The sequence below is a fragment of the Qipengyuania marisflavi genome (genome assembly GCF_005884405.1).
Taxonomy (GTDB): Bacteria; Pseudomonadota; Alphaproteobacteria; order Sphingomonadales; family Sphingomonadaceae; genus Qipengyuania; species Qipengyuania marisflavi.
The window spans coordinates 495695-514176 of record NZ_VCAO01000001.1 but is presented as its reverse complement, the minus strand read 5'-3'; the positions used below and the strand labels follow the sequence as shown (position 1 = coordinate 514176).

12 protein-coding genes and 2 pseudogenes are annotated in these 18482 nt (G+C 62.6%); 8 read left to right on the top strand and 6 right to left on the bottom strand.

Annotated elements, in window-relative coordinates; translation table 11 throughout:
• Window positions 1-33: 33 nt before the first annotated feature.
• A pseudogene (locus FEV51_RS13455) lies at window positions 34-546 on the bottom strand (GGDEF domain-containing protein); the annotation flags it as partial.
• An 892-nt stretch (window positions 547-1438) separates the two neighbouring features.
• Here FEV51_RS13455 and FEV51_RS13275 point away from each other — a divergent pair.
• A pseudogene (locus FEV51_RS13275) lies at window positions 1439-3190 on the top strand (lipoxygenase family protein).
• 72 nt (window positions 3191-3262) lie between these two features.
• Here FEV51_RS13275 and FEV51_RS02500 read toward each other — a convergent pair.
• The gene (locus FEV51_RS02500; RefSeq protein WP_138615643.1) at window positions 3263-4528 is read right to left on the bottom strand and encodes a glutamate-5-semialdehyde dehydrogenase; all 1266 of its coding nucleotides are present in this window, start codon (window positions 4526-4528) and stop codon (window positions 3263-3265) included.
• Between the two features lie 246 nt (window positions 4529-4774).
• Here FEV51_RS02500 and proB point away from each other — a divergent pair, with 246 nt between their 5' ends.
• On the top strand, window positions 4775-5935 hold the full coding sequence (gene proB / locus FEV51_RS02495; RefSeq protein ID WP_171033012.1) for a glutamate 5-kinase: 1161 nt from the start codon (window positions 4775-4777) through the stop codon (window positions 5933-5935).
• A gap of 25 nt (window positions 5936-5960) precedes the next feature.
• Here proB and FEV51_RS13450 read toward each other — a convergent pair whose 3' ends face one another.
• The gene (locus FEV51_RS13450) at window positions 5961-6059 is read right to left on the bottom strand and encodes a hypothetical protein (RefSeq protein ID WP_425466586.1); all 99 of its coding nucleotides are present in this window, start codon (window positions 6057-6059) and stop codon (window positions 5961-5963) included.
• Window positions 6060-6335: 276 nt separating this feature from the next.
• Between FEV51_RS13450 and FEV51_RS02485 the strand changes: the two genes are divergently transcribed.
• A complete protein-coding gene (locus tag FEV51_RS02485; RefSeq protein WP_138615642.1) occupies window positions 6336-7139 on the top strand; it encodes an outer membrane protein assembly factor BamD in 804 nt (267 codons plus the stop codon).
• Between the two features lie 54 nt (window positions 7140-7193).
• Here the strand turns inward: FEV51_RS02485 and FEV51_RS02480 are convergent, their stop codons facing one another.
• Window positions 7194-8363: a GGDEF domain-containing protein gene (locus tag FEV51_RS02480; RefSeq protein ID WP_171033011.1), complete on the bottom strand. Its 1170-nt coding sequence runs from the start codon at window positions 8361-8363 to the stop codon at window positions 7194-7196.
• Window positions 8364-8533: 170 nt separating this feature from the next.
• Here FEV51_RS02480 and FEV51_RS02475 point away from each other — a divergent pair, with 170 nt between their 5' ends.
• The 5 genes from FEV51_RS02475 to FEV51_RS02455 all read left to right on the top strand — a co-directional run bounded on the left by FEV51_RS02475 (window position 8534) and on the right by FEV51_RS02455 (window position 16858).
• Window positions 8534-10597, top strand: a complete 2064-nt coding sequence (locus FEV51_RS02475; protein WP_138615640.1) for a CapA family protein — start codon at window positions 8534-8536, stop codon at window positions 10595-10597.
• A 70-nt stretch (window positions 10598-10667) separates the two neighbouring features.
• Window positions 10668-12332 carry a DNA repair protein RecN gene (recN, locus tag FEV51_RS02470; RefSeq protein ID WP_138615639.1) on the top strand — a complete coding sequence of 555 codons (1665 nt, stop codon included), beginning with the start codon at window positions 10668-10670 and terminating at the stop codon, window positions 12330-12332.
• Window positions 12333-12362: 30 nt separating this feature from the next.
• Entirely contained in the window at window positions 12363-13226 is an 864-nt protein-coding gene (locus tag FEV51_RS02465; protein ID WP_138615638.1) for an alpha/beta hydrolase family protein, read from the top strand.
• Window positions 13223-15283: an NAD-dependent DNA ligase LigA gene (gene ligA, locus FEV51_RS02460; RefSeq protein WP_138615637.1), complete on the top strand. Its 2061-nt coding sequence runs from the start codon at window positions 13223-13225 to the stop codon at window positions 15281-15283. Before FEV51_RS02465 ends, ligA begins: the two co-directional genes overlap by 4 nt.
• A gap of 105 nt (window positions 15284-15388) precedes the next feature.
• Window positions 15389-16858 carry an FAD-binding protein gene (locus FEV51_RS02455; protein ID WP_138615636.1) on the top strand — a complete coding sequence of 490 codons (1470 nt, stop codon included), beginning with the start codon at window positions 15389-15391 and terminating at the stop codon, window positions 16856-16858.
• Window positions 16859-16865: 7 nt separating this feature from the next.
• Here the strand turns inward: FEV51_RS02455 and FEV51_RS02450 are convergent, their stop codons facing one another.
• A complete protein-coding gene (locus tag FEV51_RS02450; RefSeq protein WP_246034398.1) occupies window positions 16866-17558 on the bottom strand; it encodes a DUF2459 domain-containing protein in 693 nt (230 codons plus the stop codon).
• Window positions 17531-18433 (bottom strand): 50S ribosomal protein L11 methyltransferase, encoded by a 903-nt coding sequence (locus FEV51_RS02445; protein ID WP_138615635.1) that lies wholly within the window; start codon window positions 18431-18433, stop codon window positions 17531-17533. Before FEV51_RS02445 ends, FEV51_RS02450 begins: the two co-directional genes overlap by 28 nt.
• Window positions 18434-18482: the final 49 nt, after the last annotated feature.

Below are 18482 nucleotides of genomic sequence, written 5' to 3'. Positions count from 1 at the left end.
ATCGTGCTCCGCCTCCTCGGCATAACAGAAGAGATTCCGGCCACCGTTCTTGGCGCGATATAGCGCGACATCGGCGCGGCTGAACAGCGCGCGCCAGTGTGATTCCTGCCCCAGTTCGCCTTCGGCAATCCCGATGCTGACCGTGACCTGATCGCCGTGCGGCATGAGGTGGCTGCGAATTTCGGAGACCAGCGCCACCGCGACCGCCTCGGGCAGCGCCTCGCGCGTGCCCAGCAGTGCAAACTCTTCGCCCCCCAGACGCGCTGCACTGACATTGTTGCCCGAACGCAGCTGGATCAGGCGCGCAATTTCGGCAAGCACCTGATCGCCCATGTCGTGACCATGCCGGTCGTTGATTGCTTTGAAGAAGTCGATGTCGATCAACAGCATTCGGTATGTTCCGGGAACTGTGCCCAGCGCCTCGGCAAAATCGAGCAGCGCGCGGCGATTGAGCAGGCCAGTCAGTGGATCAGTGAGCGCGAGATTCTGGCTGTGTCGCTTGAGCCGCAGCAATTCGAGCACCTGGCGGTGATGCGTGTTGATCATCCACCACTGGAACACACCCGAAAGGATCAGGCTTACCCCGGCGGCGAAGTCCATTGCCGAACCCGAAAACAGCAGCAATAAAGAAATCGGAGTGAGATCGATCACCAGATTGAGGATCGCACCGAGCCGGATACTGGCCAGGCAATATGCGGTCGCCAGCGCACCCATTACCAGAATCATCGGGAAGTGCAGGCGTTGCTCACCTTCGGCGCCATGCCAGCTGAGCACACACCAGAGGCTGCAGATTATCGCGCCGAAACATGAGGAAACCGAAGCTTCGACAACAAACTTTGCCGCTCGGCGCGGGTTCGTTTCGAAGTCCAGCTTCCGGCTCAACATTGCAAAGCCGTACAGGCAGTAAATACCCATGATCGAGGGCAGGCCCCATTTGACCAGCCAATGGGTGTGCTCTCCGGCAGCGAAAATTGCGATTGGGGCGGTTATAAACAGCGCCGCGAACAGCCAGCGCGCCTGACGCTGCAACTGGATCGCCGCAGACACCACATAATCTTCGCGAATGTCCTTGGGCAAGTCCGGTATCGCCAGACTCATAAGTTGGTTTGTAATTCGTCCCATGTCCTTGGTTTAGGGTTAAAAAACCCCTAATTTCCTTTTAACCGGCAAGAGCATCGCAGTAGCTGGCACATCTGTTAACCATGTTCGTCTAGCCCACCACCCTTTTCCAATGAATAGGATAGAAAATATGGCTAACCAATCACCACAAGACCCGACCTTGCCGCAGAACGATACGCCGTCACAAAACGCGGCGCGATCACAGCAACTCCAAAGTGCACAGGCAATTTACCAGTGGACCCAGGCTTGCCCCGCGCTCCCCTAAGTTCCCGTTGTCGCCAAGCTTCCTGCGGCTGAAACGCCAACTCTGGAATGGTGGGTGCTGCTGGTGAAGATCGCGCTGGATCTTGTTGTCAACCAGATCGAAATCCAGAAGACCAACGCGCAGGCGGCAGAAGATCCCGAGGCTTTGGCCGTCGTTCAGGCACATCAACCGCTGGTGGGCGCGATTGCCAAGGATGTCTCAGAGTTGGAAAGTCGGTTGAATGCCGCGCGCCCGCCGCACAGCGGACTCGGTCAAGACATTGCAGCAACGGTTGACCATGTCGCGCAGGATATTGAAGTCCTCACGCTTCGCGCACATGCCAAAAAGCTGGCCGCATTGCTCGAACCGACCGGTCTGGACCACAGCGCACAGGGTGCGGACGAACGCTCGCTTGAAGATTATGAAGCGATCTTCAAGACAATTGAATGCCCCCCGATTGCCTATGATTTTCAGGATGATCTCGAATTCGCGCGGCTGCGCGTGGACGGACCGAATCCGATGCTGATCGAAGTCGTCAGCGCGGTCCCTGCGGGTTGCCAGATAACGTCCGATGATTATGCCGCAGTGGTTTCAGGCGATACGCTTGCCGCTGCACTTGCCGACGGGCGGCTGTTCCAGTGTGACTATAAGGATCTCTCAGCGATTGCCGAGATCGGCACCACCAACGGTGTGCAGAAATATCTCGCCAGACCAGTCGCATTGTTCGCCGTTCCCCCGCAATCAGAGGTGCTGGTCCCCGTTGCGATCCGCTGTGAGCCTGACAATCCGGCCTGTCCGGTGGTGACCCCCACCAATTCCACTGCAGGGCAGTGGGGGTGGCAGATGGCAAAGTTCTTCGTCCAGGTGGCCGATGGCAATTATCACGAGCTGTTTGCGCATCTGGCGCGTACCCATCTGGTGATCGAAGGGGTCGCTGTGGCGGCCCACCGGCATCTGGCAAACCAGCATCCGATCTGGGCGTTGCTGGTGCCGCATTTCGAAGGGACCATGTTCATCAACGATGCGGCTGCCAACAGCCTCATCGTCGCCAATGGCCCTATCGATCATATCTTCGCCGGGACGATAGAAAGCAACCAGCAGGCAGCGGCAACGGCGCGGCTCGATTTCGATTTTGCATTAAAGATGCTGCCAACCGATCTGGAGGCGCGCGGTGTCGGCGTTACATCGGCTCTGGCCGATTACCCCTATCGCGATGACGGACTGCTGGTGTGGCAGGCGATCCATGACTAGGTGTTCGCTTATGTCACTGTCTATTACGATGGCGACGAGGCGGTCGCGCAGGATAGCGAGCTGTCGCAATGGGCGATTGCGGTCGCAGGGGAGGGCAAGCTCAAGGGTTTCCCCGATCCGCAGACGGTGGGCGATCTGGTGGCGATCTGCACCATGATCATCTTCACCGCCAGCGCGCAGCATGCCGCTGTGAATTTCCCGCAGAAGGCCATTATGGAATATGCGCCGGCGGTGACAGGAGCAGCCTGGCAGCCGGTCCCCGCCAGCTTCGACGGGCTGACAAAACAGAAATGGCTGGCGCTCATTCCCACGCAGGCGGAGGCGATCGAACAGCTCAAGGTGCTCTATTTGCTGGGATCGCTCTATTATCGCCCGCTGGGTTGCTACAAATCGCCCGACAAACCCTATCCCGACTGGTTCACAGATCCGCGCATAGTCGGGGCTGGCGGACCGCTTCCGGAGTTCCAGTCCGCGCTGCAAACGGTCGAGCAAGAGATTGTCGCGCGCAATTCAGAGCGGCGCTGGCCCTATCCCTTTCTCCAGCCAAGCCTGATCCCGACCAGCACCAATATCTGATCGGGTGAGGTCAGACAGGTAAGCGGGCGGACTTCCGGTTGGATGACCGCCCGCTTGTTATAATCGCAGGGTTCAGGGGCGGATTTGCCCGCTGCCGTGAACCAGATATTTGAAGCTGGTGAGCTGTTCCAGCCCAACCGGGCCGCGCGCGTGCATCTTGCCGGTGGCGATGCCGATTTCTGCGCCCATGCCAAATTCGCCGCCGTCAGCAAACTGGGTGGAGGCGTTGTGCATGACAATCGCGCTGTCGATTGCAGTCATAAAGGCGCGTGCGGCGGCGTCGTCCTGCGTCAGGATGGCATCGGTGTGGTGCGAGGAGTGCTGCTCCACCCAGGCGATGGCATCCTCCAGCCCGGCGACGATCTTTACCGAGGCGATGGGGTCGAGATATTCGGTGTTCCAGTCCGCCTCGGTGGCTGGGACCAGGCGCTGGTCAAGCGCGCAGGCCTCGGCATCGCCGCGAAGCTCGCAATCGGGCGTCATGGCTTCGGCGAGCAGGGGGACAACCTCTGCGGCAATTGCGCGGTCGATGACGATGCTCTCAGTCGCGCCGCACACGCCGGTCCGGCGCAGCTTGGCGTTGCGAATGATGGCGACGGCCTTGGCGATGTCGGCGGCTTGGTGGACATAGCTGTGGCAATTGCCGTCAAGGTGGAGAAGCGTGGGGACCTTGGCAGAATCGCGCACCAGCTCGACCAGTCCGCGCCCGCCGCGCGGGATGACCAAATCGACATGTTCGACCGCCTGCAGCAAAGCGGCGACGGCGGCGCGGTCGGTGGTCTGGACGGTCTGCACCGCATCTTCGGGCAGGCCGGCAGCTTTCAGCCCGGCGCGCATACAGGCGACAATCTCACGCGTGGAATGGCGGCTTTCCGAACCGCCGCGCAGGATGATCGCATTGCCCGATTTCAGGCACAGCGCGCTGGCATCGGCGCCGACATTGGGGCGCGATTCGTAAATCATGCCGATCACCCCGATGGGCACGGCGACACGCTCTATCAGCAGGCCATTGGGCCGTTCAAACCGCGCCAGTTCGCGGCCCACGGGGTCTGGCAGCTCGGCAATCTGTTCCAGCGCGGCGGCCATGCCTTCGATGCGGTCTTCGGTCAGCCGCAGGCGATCGATAAAGCTTTCGGGCTTGCTGCCTGCAACACTGGCAACATCGGCGGCATTGGCTTCCAGAATGGCGGGCGTGGCCTTGCGCAGTGCCACGGCGGCTTCGCGCAGCGCAGTGTTCTTGGCATCGGTGGTGGCGGACAGCAGACGGCGCGCAGCGGCGCGGGCGCGGGATCCGAGTTCGTCAATATGAAGCTGCGGGTCTAGCGTCTCGGTGGTCATGGAAGTCCTTTGGTAAGATACACGATGAATTGCTTGTTTAAACCGGCATGGAAAGACTTATGAAATTGCAAAAGCCTTAGGAAAATCGATTAAAGATTTGCCAAATTGTATTGAGGCTTAGGATTTTTCGCTATCCACAATCCATATGCGATTAAGCGCCGCGCATTCCAATTCTTTCAATCAGCCCGGTTGTGCGCTGCACAATCCCTACCTATAGATCAGGAGACATTTTTCAAGGACAGCATTTTGGATACCGAAACCGAAGCCCGCAGCATTGTCGTCAAAATTGGCTCAGCCTTGCTGGCCAATGCCGATCTGTTGACGCCGCGGTTCGGCTTTATCCAGCGGCTGCTGGAAGATGTCACGCGGCTGCGCAGTCAGGGCTACAATGTGATTCTGTGTTCGTCAGGCGCGGTGGCATTGGGGCTGCGGATCGTTGGCGAAACGCCCGAAAGCGCAGGCGTCAGTGATAAGCAGGCCGCCGCCGCCTGCGGCATGCCGCTGCTGCTCAACGCCTATAAACAGGTGGGGCACGAATATGGTTTCGAGATCGCACAGGTCCTGTTGACGCTGGGCGATTTTGAACATCATCGCCGCTTCCTCAACACCCGCAATACGGTCCACCGGCTGCTGGAGGCGGGCGTGGTTCCGATCGTCAACGAAAACGATTCGATCACGACCGAGGAAATCCGCGTCGGTGATAATGACCGGCTGGCGGCCAAGGTCGCGCAGATGATCGGGGCCAATGATCTGATCATCTTGACCTGCGTCGATGGCCTGTATGATCGCAACCCCGATGAACCGGGGGCGGTGCTGGTCGAAGAGGTCGAAGATGTGTCGGTCTATATGGAGGCGACTATCGGCATGAGCGCGCTGGGTTCGGGCGGCATGACCACCAAGCTGAAAGCCGCCAATATGGCGCAGGAGGCGGGCTGCACGACCTATATCGCCAATGGCGAGGCCGACCGTCCATTGTCCAGCGTGTTGAATGGCGAGCGGCGCTGTACCAAATGCCTGCCGCATCCCAACCCGCTATCGGGCAAGGACAGCTGGATCGCCAACCGTCTGCAGATGGCGGGCAGTCTGGAGATTTCGGGTAAGGTAGCCGCTGCGCTGGCAGGCGGCAAGCGGTCGCTGATGCGCGAAGATGTTGTGTCGATGGACGGTGACTTCACCCGCGGGGACGTGCTGCATCTGTATGATTGCGATGGGGTGGAGCTGGCGCGCGGACTGAGCGATTTCACTTCGGAGGAAATCAGAGTGATGATTTCCAACCCCGATACGCTGGCTGATCAGTTGCTGGGCTATAAAACCAAGGGCGAGATCATTCGCAGCAACAATCTGGTGCTGCTGGACAACCGGCATTTGCTGTGGGCGGCGCCGGAGGCGATGACGCCTGGCGGTTGAGTCGCAAAAAAGGCGATTGCGGCGATCAGGCTGCCGTGGCGGCCCCGTCCATTGCGGAATCGGCTTTGGTCAGTGTGGACGAAAACTCGGTGTCCAGCGCCTGCAACGCGGCAATTATGGCCACTGCTATCAGCGCGACGTTAAGTCCGTATTCGATCGCGGTCGCCCCGCTTTCATCGCGTTTCAGCGTGCCGAAAAATGCCGTAAATGTCCCGTTTGTGCGGTGTCCTGTACCGTCATGAATGTAGATTAACGCGACCCGGTTACCAAGTTTGCGGTGAAGGCGGTAAATCCAAATTTACCATAAGCAGCGATTTTAACGCCCTGTCGCGTCAGCAATGGGGATGTCTGCAACAACTTCACTTGGCGTTCAGCAGGGCGCTGGCTATAGGCTAGCCCCATGACGACATCCGCACGCCGCCCCACCAGGCTTGTCCTCGGCACCGCTCTTGCTGCCGCCACTCTTCTCACCTCCGGCTGTGCCGGGCGCGGCGGGGGTCCGAAGGACACCGCCTATGTCGCGCGCGATGTCGAATCGCTTTATAGCGAAGCGCGCCGCCGGCTCGATCGCGGGCAGCCTGCATTGGCTGCAGCGCTGTTTGATGAGGTGGAGCGTCAGCACCCCTATTCGCCATGGGCGCGCCGCGCGCAGCTGATGAGCAGCTTCAGCTATTATGTGGCCAAGGACTACAACAAGGCGATCCAGGCGTCGCAGCGTTTCCTGTCGATCCATCCGGGCAATAAGGACGCGCCTTACGCCTATTATCTGATCGGCCTGAGTTATTACGAGCAGATTAGCGATGTGCAGCGTGACCAAAAGGTGACCGAACAGGCGCAGACCGCTTTGAACGAAGTGGTGCGCCGCTTTCCGACCACTGAATATGCTGCCGATGCGCGGCTCAAGATCGACCTTGTGCAAGACCATCTGGCTGGCAAGGAAATGGAAATCGGCCGGTATTACCAGCGGTCGGGCAAATGGATCGCGGCGCAGATCCGTTTCCAGAACGTGGTCGATAATTTCCAGACCACTGGCCACACGGCAGAGGCGCTCTATCGCTTGACCGAAACCAGCCTGGCGCTGGGCATCCCTGAAGAAGCGGTGAAATATACCGCCGTGCTGGGTGCCAATTATCCGGGTAATGAATGGTACGAAAAGGCGTTTAAACTGGTTGGCAAGCACGCTGCGGGCGTCACTGCCAGCTAAGCCGGGACACCTGCTGCGGCAGCGGTGTGGGCCAACTTTAACCGATATTACTGCTCAGGCGGCGCGTGATGTGCTTTTCGCGTCGCCAGTGACTTGCGCAGCGTCTTCCAGCGGCGGGCACTGCCCGGTCTGAACCTGATCGCGGCCTTCGCGTTTGGCGACATAGAGCGCCCGGTCAGCCGTCTCATAAACCCGGCGCCAGCTTGGTTCGTCAGTAATGCTGCCCTCGGCCACGCCCACGCTGACCGTCAGCACATCGCCATGTGGCATGGCGGTGCTGCGCACTTCCTCGACCAATTGCAGCGCCACCGCTGCATCAAGCTGCGCCTTGCTGCCGAGCAGCGCGAATTCCTCGCCGCCGATCCGCGCCACGGCAACATCGCCGCGCGCATGGCTGAGCATCAGCTGCGCAACCCGGCGGAGCACCTCGTCACCCTTGTCATGCCCGTAACGGTCATTGACCGCTTTGAAATTGTCGATGTCGACCAGCATCAGGCGCATGGCATCGCCCTGCGCGCCCATCACATAGCCATCGTCCAGAAAGGCGCGCCGGTTGAGCAGCCCGGTCAGCGGATCAAGCCGCGACAGCGTGCGCGCCTCCGCCTTGTGCTCCAGCAATTCGACCAGCAGCGCGTGATGGCGGTCCAGCATGAACAGCTGGAACACACCTGCAATCAGAAAGGCCGTGCCCGCTGCGGCATCCATCCTGTCGCCGGTGGAAAACAGCATGATGGCCAGCGGCACGATCATCAGGAACAGCGCGCACAGCGCGGCGTGGCGAATGCTGGCGAGGCAATATCCCATTGTCAGCGCCCCGACGATCATGATCAGCGGGTAATAGATGCGCGTTTCGGCTGGTGCTGTTGCCCAGCTTGCGATGGCCCAGGTCGTCGCCATGACCGATAAGATACTGCACCAGATCCAGGTCTTGGTCAGCAGCGATTGCGATGATGCAAGTTTTTCGTGCGGCGTAGAATCGCGCAGGGTAATTCCAAGCCCCACCACGCAAATAGCCGCCAGCAACAGCGGCAGGCCAACGCCGATAAACGGCCCGGCATTCTCGCTCGCCGCAGCGATACCCACGGGAATTGACACCAGGAAACCGAAGAACATCAGCCGCCCCTGCGCGCGCAAAAGATCGGCTGCGACAATCGCAAACTCGTCGCGAATATGCGCGGGCACGTGCGGGCGCACCAATTTGTAAAGGCGTGTGAGTATTCTCATCAATGCGCCACCTACTACCCAATGTTTGAAGACTTGGTTAGGGCGCGCGGGATTTTCTGGAAGCGGCAAATCTGCACAGGATGCTCGTCGTGGGCAAATCCCGCCGCCGTCGAGCGTCTTCGAGTGGCGGTTAACCGTTTTTTCCCGCATCAATGCAATAAGCATGGCCGATGCGTGTGTTTCCGACAATTCTTGCCCGTGCCGCTACCGCAGGTGCGCTGCTGCTTGCCGCTATCGGCGCGATGCCGCTTGCCGCGCATACGGATGACGCGCTGGTCGGCGGTGAGCAGCTGGAGCCGGGGCAGGTGCGCTTGGCCGGAGCGCTCGACGCCCGCCGTGACCGGGTCGATCTGTCGGGTATCACAGTTACTGTAAACGGCACGCAGGCGACACTGTCGCGCAACGGACATTTCCAGGCGGACATTGCGCGCGCGGCATCGTACCGGATCGCCATAGACGGTGCGGCGATCTTCCGCATGGTCCAGACTTTTGGCACTGCCGAGGTTTACGCAGCGGCATGCCAATGCCTCGCCATTCCCGCAATTGAGCTGGTGGCGCGCAAGAAGGGCCGGATCGAACTGTTCTTTGGCGGCGACGCGATGGCAGGGCGGCGGTATTTCGCGCCGACCGATGGCGGTCATGTCCTGCTGCATCCCGAAACCGCCGCGACCGATCTCGACCGGCTGCTGGCGCTGATGAAGCCCTATATCGAAAGCGCCGACCTCGCCTCGATCAATCTGGAAACGGTGTTGTCGCATGAACCGCCGGGACCGATGCTGCCGGGCAAGAAGATCGCATTCACCTCCACCCCGGCGCTCGCCGCCGCTTTGGTGCGGGCCGGAGTGGACTACGTCACGCTGGGTAACAATCACGTCTATGATTTCCAGGAGCAGGGCGTAGCCGTGACGCTGGCCGAACTTCAGGGCGCAGGTCTGGCCTATTCCGGTGCCGGACATGATGAAGTGTCAGCAGAGCGGGCCGCGCCGGTCGATATCGGCAAGCAGCGGCTGGCCATGCTGGGCTTTGTCGGTTGGGAAGGCTCCGGCGGCGCACACCAATCGGCCACCGCTGACAAGGGCGGTGCGGCGCTGGGCACGCGCGGGCAGATCCGCCGCAGCACATTGGCGGCCAAAAAGAATCGCCGGATCCCGATCGTCCAATATCACGGCGGTGCGGAATATATCGACCGGCCAAGCGACACGACCATAGGGCGGCTGCGCGCCGCAATCGACAATGGCGCACCGATTGCGTTGGGGCATCACCCGCACATGACAATGGGCGTTGAGGTGTATCGCGGCGCACTGGTTGCCCCCTCGATCGGCAATTTCATGTTCGATCAGGAATTCCTGCGCACGCAGGTCAGCTATGTGGTCAAGGCGTGGCTGGAGAAGGGGCGCTTTATCCGCGCCGAGATCGTGCCCATTGCGCTGGTCGATTATCGTCCCGTTCCAGCGACCGACCGCGCGCGAGAAGCGTCGCTGCGGCGGTTGTTCGGGCTGTCGGCAGAGCGCGGGACCAGACTGGAAATGAGCGGCGGGCACGCGGTGGTACGGCCCAATGCCATGCGGCAAATTGGGCCTGCAGCGAAGTGCGAGCCAGCGGTAACGGACTTCCGGCTCGCCAATTTTGCGCCGCTGTGTTCGGCGGCTGGACGGTTGGGCCGCGAGGTGATCACACGCGGCGATTTCGAACTGGCACTGAGCGGAACGGCGCGAGAACGGGCCTTTGGCGCGCAAAATGCGGCGGTGGATTTCGCCTATGTTCCGGGCGAGGGGCACCACGCCGAGCTGCGCGCGGACAAGGCGGATGATTTCGTGGCGTTCTACACTCAGGGCTATGTCCGCGATGTGCCTGCCGGGGATTACACATTGTCGGCACGGCTGCGCCTGCCCCGCGCCGCGCGGGCCGAATTGCTGCTCAAGGATCAGCCGCGCCGGGGCGACAAACCCAGCGCGCGCTGGCGCGGGGTCACAGTGGGCACGGCGCAATTGGCGGCCGGTGATGGCTGGCAGGATGTCGCCTTTTCTTTCACGCGAGAGGAACAGTCAGCGGGCATGACGCGGCCATTCCGCCCGGTGCTGCGCATCGTCTGGCCCGATGGCACACGCGAATTGCGCCCGGTCGCGATTGACGATTTTGCCATGGTTTCGTGGGGGCGCCCCGGCACGCCAGCGGACATCGCCGCTGCCTGGCGCGCGACCCATGTACAGGGCGATACCGTGGCCGCCCGCTAAGCGGCTGTTCGTATCCTGCACACGGGGCGGTGACGCGCCGCGCAGCTTCGGCTAGAGACTCGCTCTGCCCATGCTGACCCATCTGGCCATCCGTAATATCGTGCTGATCGAAGCGCTTGACCTGACCTTCGGGCGCGGGCTGGGGGTGCTTACGGGTGAGACGGGCGCGGGCAAATCGATCCTGCTCGATGCGCTGGGGCTGGTGCTGGGCAATCGCGCCGACAGCGGTCAGGTGCGCGCCGGTGCGGACAAGGCCAGCGTGGCGGCCAGCTTTGAATTTTCCGCGATGCCAGCGCCGCTCGCCGCATTGCTCGACGATGCCGGGATCGAGATCGAGCCGGGCGAACCGCTGATCGTGCGCCGTCAGCTGAAGGCCGATGGCGGCAGCAAGGCCTTCGTCAATGATCAACCGGCGGGCGTGGCGCTGCTGCGCGAATTGGCGGCGTGGCTGGTCGAACTGCACGGCCAGCATGATGATCGCGGACTGGTCAATCCGCGCGGCCATCGCACATTGCTCGATCGCTTTGCCGGGTCCGATACCGCCCGCGTCGCCAAGACGTGGGACGCGTGGCGCGCGGTCGAGGGTCGGCTGGCTGCAGCGCGCGATGCGCTGGATCAGGCGAAGCTGGATCAGGATCTGTTGCTGGCACATCTTGCCGAACTGACCGCACTCGAACCGCAAGCGGGCGAGGAAGCGCGGCTGGCCGAGGCGCGCAGCTCGATGCAGAAGGGCGAACGGCTGTCGGGCGATCTGGAGGAGCTGCGGCATCTGTGGGAGGGGTCCGATTCTCCGCTCGCCAGTCTGCGCGTCGCCGCCCGGCGGCTCGACCGCATCGCGCCCGAACATCCCATGCTGACCGAAGCGTTGGCAGCGCTGGACCGCGCGGTGATCGAAGCCGGCGAGGCGGAGGACCGGCTGCGCGCTGCGGCAGAGGCGCTGGTTCACGATCCGCAGGCGCTGGATTCCGCAGAAACGCGGCTGTTCGAATTGCGCGCGCTGGCCCGCAAGCATCGCTGCGAAGTGGACGAGCTGCCCGACAAGATGCGCGATTTCCGCATGGAGCTGGACAGCATCGAAGGCGGCGAGGCGGAGCTGGACGCGCTGGAGGCGGCCGCAAAGGATGCGGGCGAACGCTACCGCGCCGCTGCCGAGGCATTGCACGCAGGCCGCGTCACGGCAGCGCAGAAGCTGGATGAGGCAGTCGCGCGCGAGCTGGCACCGCTCAAGCTGGACACCGCGCGGTTCCGCACGGCGATCACCGATTTGCCCGAAGAACGCTGGGGCGCGGCGGGAATGGACGGGGTAGAATTCCTTATCTCCACCAATCCCGGCGCGGATTTTGCGCCGCTGGGCAAGATTGCCAGCGGCGGCGAATTGTCGCGTTTCATTCTCGCGCTCAAGGTGGCTCTGGCCGAACAGGGCGGCGCGGCGACTGTGATCTTTGACGAGATCGACCGCGGCGTGGGCGGCGCTGTCGCCAGCGCCATCGGTGACCGTCTGGCGCGGCTGGCCGACGCCGGGCAATTGCTGGCCGTCACCCACAGCCCGCAAGTCGCCGCACGCGGGGGCACGCACTACATGATCGCCAAAAGCTCCGAAGGCACCGTCACCAAGACCAGCGTCGCGCTGCTCGACGATGCGGGCCGACAGGAAGAAATCGCCCGGATGCTGAGCGGGGCAGAGGTAACGCCAGAAGCGCGCGCACAGGCGGACCGCTTGCTGGAGGGGGTGTGACGCTTTGCCGTGTCGCAACCCATACCTTTGATGCCCACAACCACTGGCAATTCTGAGCAATCGCAATCGGACATTCCGGTGGCAACGGGCGATATGTTCGGCACCGACACGCACCTGTCGCCCAGCGAACCCACATCGATCCTGCGCTATGCCGAACCCTCGCGTGGGTTTGCCGAACTGCGGGTGCCCGGGGGTGCGGGGCCGTTTCCACTGGCGGTGATTTTTCATGGTGGGTGCTGGAAGGCGGGCGTCGCCAATCAGGCCTATATGGCACCGTTGGCGACGCATTTGCAGCAGCAGGGGGTCGCCAGTCTGAATGTCGATTACCGTGAAATTGGTGATGGCGGCGGGTGGCCTGGAAGCTTTGCTGATTGGCAGGCGGCGGCTGGGCTGATCGAGCAGCTTGCGGCGCAATATCCCATTGACCGGGAGCGGGTGACTTTGCTCGGCCATTCGGCGGGTGCGCTGCCGGCGCAGTGGTTGGCGATGGCGCAGGATGCTGATGGGCCGCTGGGCGCGCGTGAGCCGCTGAGCGTGCGGTCGGCGATTGTGCTGGACGGGCCGGCCGATGTGGGACGCGAGCGGATGGCGTTCGATGCTTTGTGCGAGTTTTCCTCTGTCGGGCCATTTATGGGCGGTGATCCTGCGGCCACTTTTGCGCGCCATGCTGCGATTTCGCCGGTGACCCACCCGCCGCAACTGGCGGAATTGCTGTTTGTGCAGGCTGTGCTGCCCCCCGCGCCCAAGGATGTGCAGGACGCGATCCGGGCGAGTGGCACAAAGCTTGAAATTCGCAGCAATCCGGGGGCGGGCCATTTCGCGGTTCTCACACCGGGCAGCGAAGTCTATGCCGCCAACGAGGCTGCTATTCTGAGGGTGTTGCGCGGGCAATGACGGGTTTGAGCGAGGCAGAGGCCGCCAATGAACTGATGCGGCTGGCGCGCAACATTGCGCGGCATGACCGGCTGTATCACGCCGACGATGCGCCCGTAATTACTGACCAGGAATATGATGCGCTGGTGCGCCGCAATGCCGAGTTGGAAGCTGCCTTTCCGCAGCTGGTCCGCCCAGACAGCCCCAGCAGCAAGGTGGGCCATAGCGCCGCCGCCTCACCGCTCAGCAAGGTCCAGCACGCGGTGCGGATGATGAGCCTCGACAATGCCTTTTCCGCCGAGGAAGTCGCCGAATTCGTCGCGCGAGTGCGGCGTTTCCTGGCGCTGGCGGACGATGCGCCGGTGGCGTTCACTGCCGAGGACAAGATCGACGGCCTCTCCTGTTCGCTGCGTTATGAGCGCGGCAGGCTGGTCCGCGCAGCGACGCGCGGTGATGGGATGGTGGGCGAAGATGTCACCGCCAATGTGCAGCATATTGCCGATATTCCTCAGCAACTGGCCACCGCAGCGCCGCCCGAAGTGTTCGAGGTGCGCGGCGAGGTTTATATGGCGAAACAGGACTTTACCGCACTCAATGCTGCACAGGACGCGGCAGGCGGCAAGCTGTTTGCCAATCCGCGCAATGCGGCGGCGGGATCGCTGCGGCAAAAGGATGCCAGCGTCACGGCGCAGCGCCCGCTGCGGTTCTGGGCGCATGGCTGGGGCGCGGTCAGCGCGGTGCCGGGGGATACGCAGCACGCGGTGGTGGAGCAATTGCGCGGCTGGGGCTTCCCGGTTTCGCCGCTGTTTGCGCAGGTGAGCAGTGTTGGCGAAATGCTCAGCGCGTATGAGCGGATCGGCGCGGCGCGTCCTGATCTGCCGTATGAAATTGATGGCGTGGTTTACAAGGTTGACCGGCTCGATTGGCAGGAGAGGCTGGGCTTCGTGGCCAAGGCTCCGCGCTGGGCGCTGGCGCACAAATTCCCTGCCGAGCGGGCGGAAACAACGCTGGAGAGCATCGACATCCAGGTTGGCCGGACGGGCAAGCTGACCCCGGTGGGCAGGCTCGCGCCGGTACTGGTCGGCGGGGTGACGGTCACCAATGTCACGCTGCACAATCGCGATGAAATTGCGCGGCTGGGCGTGCGGCCCGGTGACCGTGTGGTGGTCCAGCGGGCGGGCGATGTGATCCCGCAATTGGTGGAAAATCTGACGCGAGAAGCGCCGCGCGATCCCTTCCAATTCCCCGATCATTGCCCCGAATGCGATAGCGAGGCGGTGGCCGAGGAGGGCGAAGTCGATGTGCGTTGCACCGGCGGGCTGGTGTGCCCGGCGCAACGGACCGAACGGCTGAAGCACTTCGTCAGCCGCGGCGCGTTGGACATCGACGGGCTGGGCGAGAAAACCATCGACCAGTTCTTCGCATTGGGCTGGCTGGAAAGCCCCGCCGACATCTTTCGCCTCAAGGATCGCCGCGAGGAAATCCTCGCGCTGGAGGGGTGGCAGGACAAGTCTGTGGAAAAGCTGTTGGCAAGCATCGAGGTCAAGCGCGCGCCCGACGCCGCGCGGCTGTTGTTCGGGCTGGGCATTCGCCATGTCGGCGTGGTGACAGCACGCGATTTGCTGAAATATCTTCATGAATTGCCCGCAGTACGCGTACTCGCCGAAAAGGCACGCGCTGGCGACGAGGATGCGGCGGCGGAGATCACTGCCATCGACGGGATCGGCCCAGCTGTGGTGGGGGCGCTGGGCGATTTCTTCCATGAAGATCACAATATCGCCGTGTGGGAAGACCTGCTCGGCCAGGTCACGCCGCCGCGTTACGAGGTCGAAACCCGTGACAGCCCGGTCAGCGGCAAGACGGTCGTCTTCACCGGCAAGCTGGAAACTATGAGCCGTGACGAGGCCAAGGCGCAGGCTGAAAGGTTGGGTGCAAAGGCCGCCGGGACTGTCAGCGCCAAAACCGATTTGCTGGTCGCTGGACCCGGCGCGGGGAGCAAGCTGAAAAAAGCCGCCGAGCTGGGCATTGAAGTGATCGACGAAGCGCAATGGGCGCAGATCGTGGCTGCGGCGAAGTAAATCTCCGCCGCATACTCGCTTTCGTAACCGGGCTATTCCCGCGCGCGTCTCGCCAGCACTGGCAATTACTGTTAGGCTGCGCGCTTCACTGGTGGGGCGGGGCAAATGCTGAAATCGGTCGAACGCGCATTGCGCAATCGCAAAGTCGCCAAGGGCGAGGGCAAGGCGGGACTGCGCCGCATCTATTCATGGATGCATGTGTTTCGCGGCGATGCCGAGGCCTGCATTCCGGCGACCGAGGCGGAACTCGCCAGCAAGGTGCGCGAAGGCGGCTTCAGCTGTATCGGCAAGGCGCATTCTTATAACGGGGTGCAGGTGGTGCCGCGTGTCAACGCGATGATGATGCGCGAGGGCGGGCTGACGACGCTGGCATACGACCCGCAATCACATATAGCGACTGTGGGCGCATCGGTTTCGATCGAGGAGCTGAAGCGGTTCCTGCTGACCAAAGACCGCCGGATGCTGAACAGCGGCAATTATATGCAGCAGACCGTGATCGGCGCGCTGCTGACGGGCACGCATGGCTATGGCGCGGAGCCGGTGATGGCGCATGGTCTGGTCTCGCTGACCTTTCTGGACGGAGATGGCCTGCGGGTGCGGCTGACCCGCAACGACCCCGATTTCCGCTATGTTGCGCTGTCGTTCGGGGTGATCGCGCCGATCATCGAGGTGGAATTGCGCACTGCGCCGCTGGAGGCGTTTGAATCGGTTGCGCACATTACGCGGCTGTCGAAGAAGCGGTTGCTGCAAAATGGCGCGGTGGCGTCCAGCTGGGCGGCGGTGCCGTATTCCAGCGCCGCCGACCCGATGATCATGCTGCACACGCTGACCCCGTGCGAGGAGGCGGAGCGGCTGCCCGACTACAAATCCCGCATCTTCTCCGGTGGCTGGCTGGCTGAGGTGTTCCTGAAACATTATTGGGCGTTCGACCGCTTTTTCCCCAGCGCGCGGCGCAAGATGCAGCATTTTGTGGACCGGCTCGACATTACCAAACGGCAGAGCGTCATCACCGACCCGCACGATCTGGATTATCTGTACGACCCGCAGCCGGGGCTGATGAATGAGCGCGGGCCGGATGTACTGCGCGGCGTATTCTCGACCACGCATACCGCTTACAATCTGGCGTTCCATGTCCCGCTCGACCGGGCCGAGGCGGTGGTGAAGTTCATCATGCTGGAGGTGGAGGGTCTGCGCGATCTGGGGTTTTATTTGAAAAGCCTGATCGGGGTGCGCGAGCTGGAGGGCAGTTCGCATCTGCCCTTTGCCGCCAATTTCAAAGGCCCGGTTGCGGCCATCGATCTGTTTGCCGATCCGCGCGATTATGCCTGGCTGGAGCGGATCCAGCGGCAGGTGATGCAATATGAGCCGGATACCCGCCCGCATTTTGGCAAGAGCGCGCTGGTCCCGGGGTTTCGCGCCGCGCTGGGCGAGGACGAGCTGGCCCGGCTGTTCGCCATTCACTGCAAGCATTATCCGCAGCAGCGTTTGATCTTCAACGAAAGCGTGCGCGGATTGCTGGATGTCGGGCGGCCCACAGCGGGCAATGCGGTGGCGGAGGCGGCGCTGGCGGTGTGATGCCGGGTCAGTCGGCGTCAGGAATCCACTTCATCACCCCGCCCGGAAGCGGGGTCCACGATCCGATGCGCACCCCGGCAGCGGCCAGCGTATCGCTGGTCCATTGGTTGCAGGTATTGCCAAGGTGATAGCGGCCGGGCGCGTCGTAAAACACATCCCAGCTGGCATAGCCGCGGTGGCGGATACGCTGCGCTGGCGGCAGCACCTGCGCCTCTATCGCCGCGACCAGCCGCGCATACTGCGGCTCGGTCAGCATCAGCGGGCGATTTTCGGGGCCGGGTGCAGGACGGACATAATGCGCGACATGGAGCAAGCCGTCGCCGCCAATCGCGGCACCCACCGCAGTGGACAGTTTGAGATCTGACCATGTCGGCGTGTTCAGGAACACCTCACGCTCGCCCCAGCTCACCGCGACATGCGTGTAAGCGCGCGCCGGGTCAAGGATATCGGATGCGGGAAAGTCGGCGCGCCAATCCTTGATCGGGGTGACCAGTGGCAGCACCAGTTCGGTGTGGATGCCATTGGTGCCGACCATGATCTCGACCCCCTCGGCAGGTTCGACCCATGCGGTGTTGCGCGACACCGAGCTGCCGACCCAGGTCGCCACGAAGAACCCCGCAACCAGAAATGCGATCACGGCGACAAAGCCGCCAAGCCAATGGCGCAGCCGCGTCACCGCACCAGGCTTCGGCGCAGCCACAGGATCGACCAGTCACCCTTGACCAGACGGTGCGACAGGCGGAAGCCCATCCGCAGATAGGCTGCGCGGATGCGGGGCTCCTGCGTTTCGAGCAGCCCGGCGAGCAGCAGCTGACCACCCGGCGCAACGGCGGCACCCAGTGCGGGTGCCAGCTCCACCAGCGGACCGGCCAGAATATTGGCGATCAGCAGATCGTAAGGGGCCCGGGCGGTCAGCAGCGGGTCGGCCATCCCGTCGGCAATCACTATCGTCAGCGCGCCGGGCGCAGTGCCCATTGGCACGTCGTTAAGCGCCGCATTGTGCACCACTACATCGCTGCAAACCTCGTCAATGTCGGAGGCAATCGCATCGGCTTGCGGCCACAGATGCATGGCGGCAAAGGCCAGCAAGCCTGTGCCCGTGCCGATATCGGCATGGTTGCGCACAACGATGCCGCGCCGCTTCATCAGGTCCAGCATGGCCAGACAGCCCGCAGTGGTCTCGTGCTGTCCGGTGCCGAATGCCTGACTGGCGGGTATCACGAAATCGGCTGTATCTGGCTGCGGTTCATGCTCGGGCGTGCGGACGGTAAAGCGGCCCGCATGGATAGGATCGACACCCAGCTGGCTGGCGACAACCCAATCGGTTTCAGGCAGTTTCTCCGCCTTGAGCGGCGGCGGTGAGGCCCCGAACAGTGCGGCCAGGCGGCGCTTGTCGGCAGCGCTCGGCTTATGCGGCAGGAACACTTCGACCACCCAATCCTCGGGCCGACCGTCAGCGATCTCCATCCCGGTCAGCACCCATTCGCCGGGCCAGTCCGCCGCATCCTCATGCGCCACCAACGCCGCGCGGGCGACGTCCTTGGAAACCTCGGCGGTGATTTTCCAGCTATCCAAAAGTTTTTACCCTCGTCTTCCCCGTGCAGGCGGGGGTTGCGATCGCGTG

Coding starts and splice junctions, on each gene's coding strand:
- FEV51_RS02500 (WP_138615643.1), bottom strand. CDS start 4,528: ATGACCACCGAGACGCTAGACCCGCAGCTTCATATTGACGAACTCGGA.
- FEV51_RS02485 (WP_138615642.1), top strand. CDS start 6,336: ATGACGACATCCGCACGCCGCCCCACCAGGCTTGTCCTCGGCACCGCT.
- FEV51_RS02480 (WP_171033011.1), bottom strand. CDS start 8,363: ATGAGAATACTCACACGCCTTTACAAATTGGTGCGCCCGCACGTGCCC.
- FEV51_RS02475 (WP_138615640.1), top strand. CDS start 8,534: ATGCGTGTGTTTCCGACAATTCTTGCCCGTGCCGCTACCGCAGGTGCG.
- recN (WP_138615639.1), top strand. CDS start 10,668: ATGCTGACCCATCTGGCCATCCGTAATATCGTGCTGATCGAAGCGCTT.
- FEV51_RS02465 (WP_138615638.1), top strand. CDS start 12,363: ATGCCCACAACCACTGGCAATTCTGAGCAATCGCAATCGGACATTCCG.
- ligA (WP_138615637.1), top strand. CDS start 13,223: ATGACGGGTTTGAGCGAGGCAGAGGCCGCCAATGAACTGATGCGGCTG.
- FEV51_RS02455 (WP_138615636.1), top strand. CDS start 15,389: ATGCTGAAATCGGTCGAACGCGCATTGCGCAATCGCAAAGTCGCCAAG.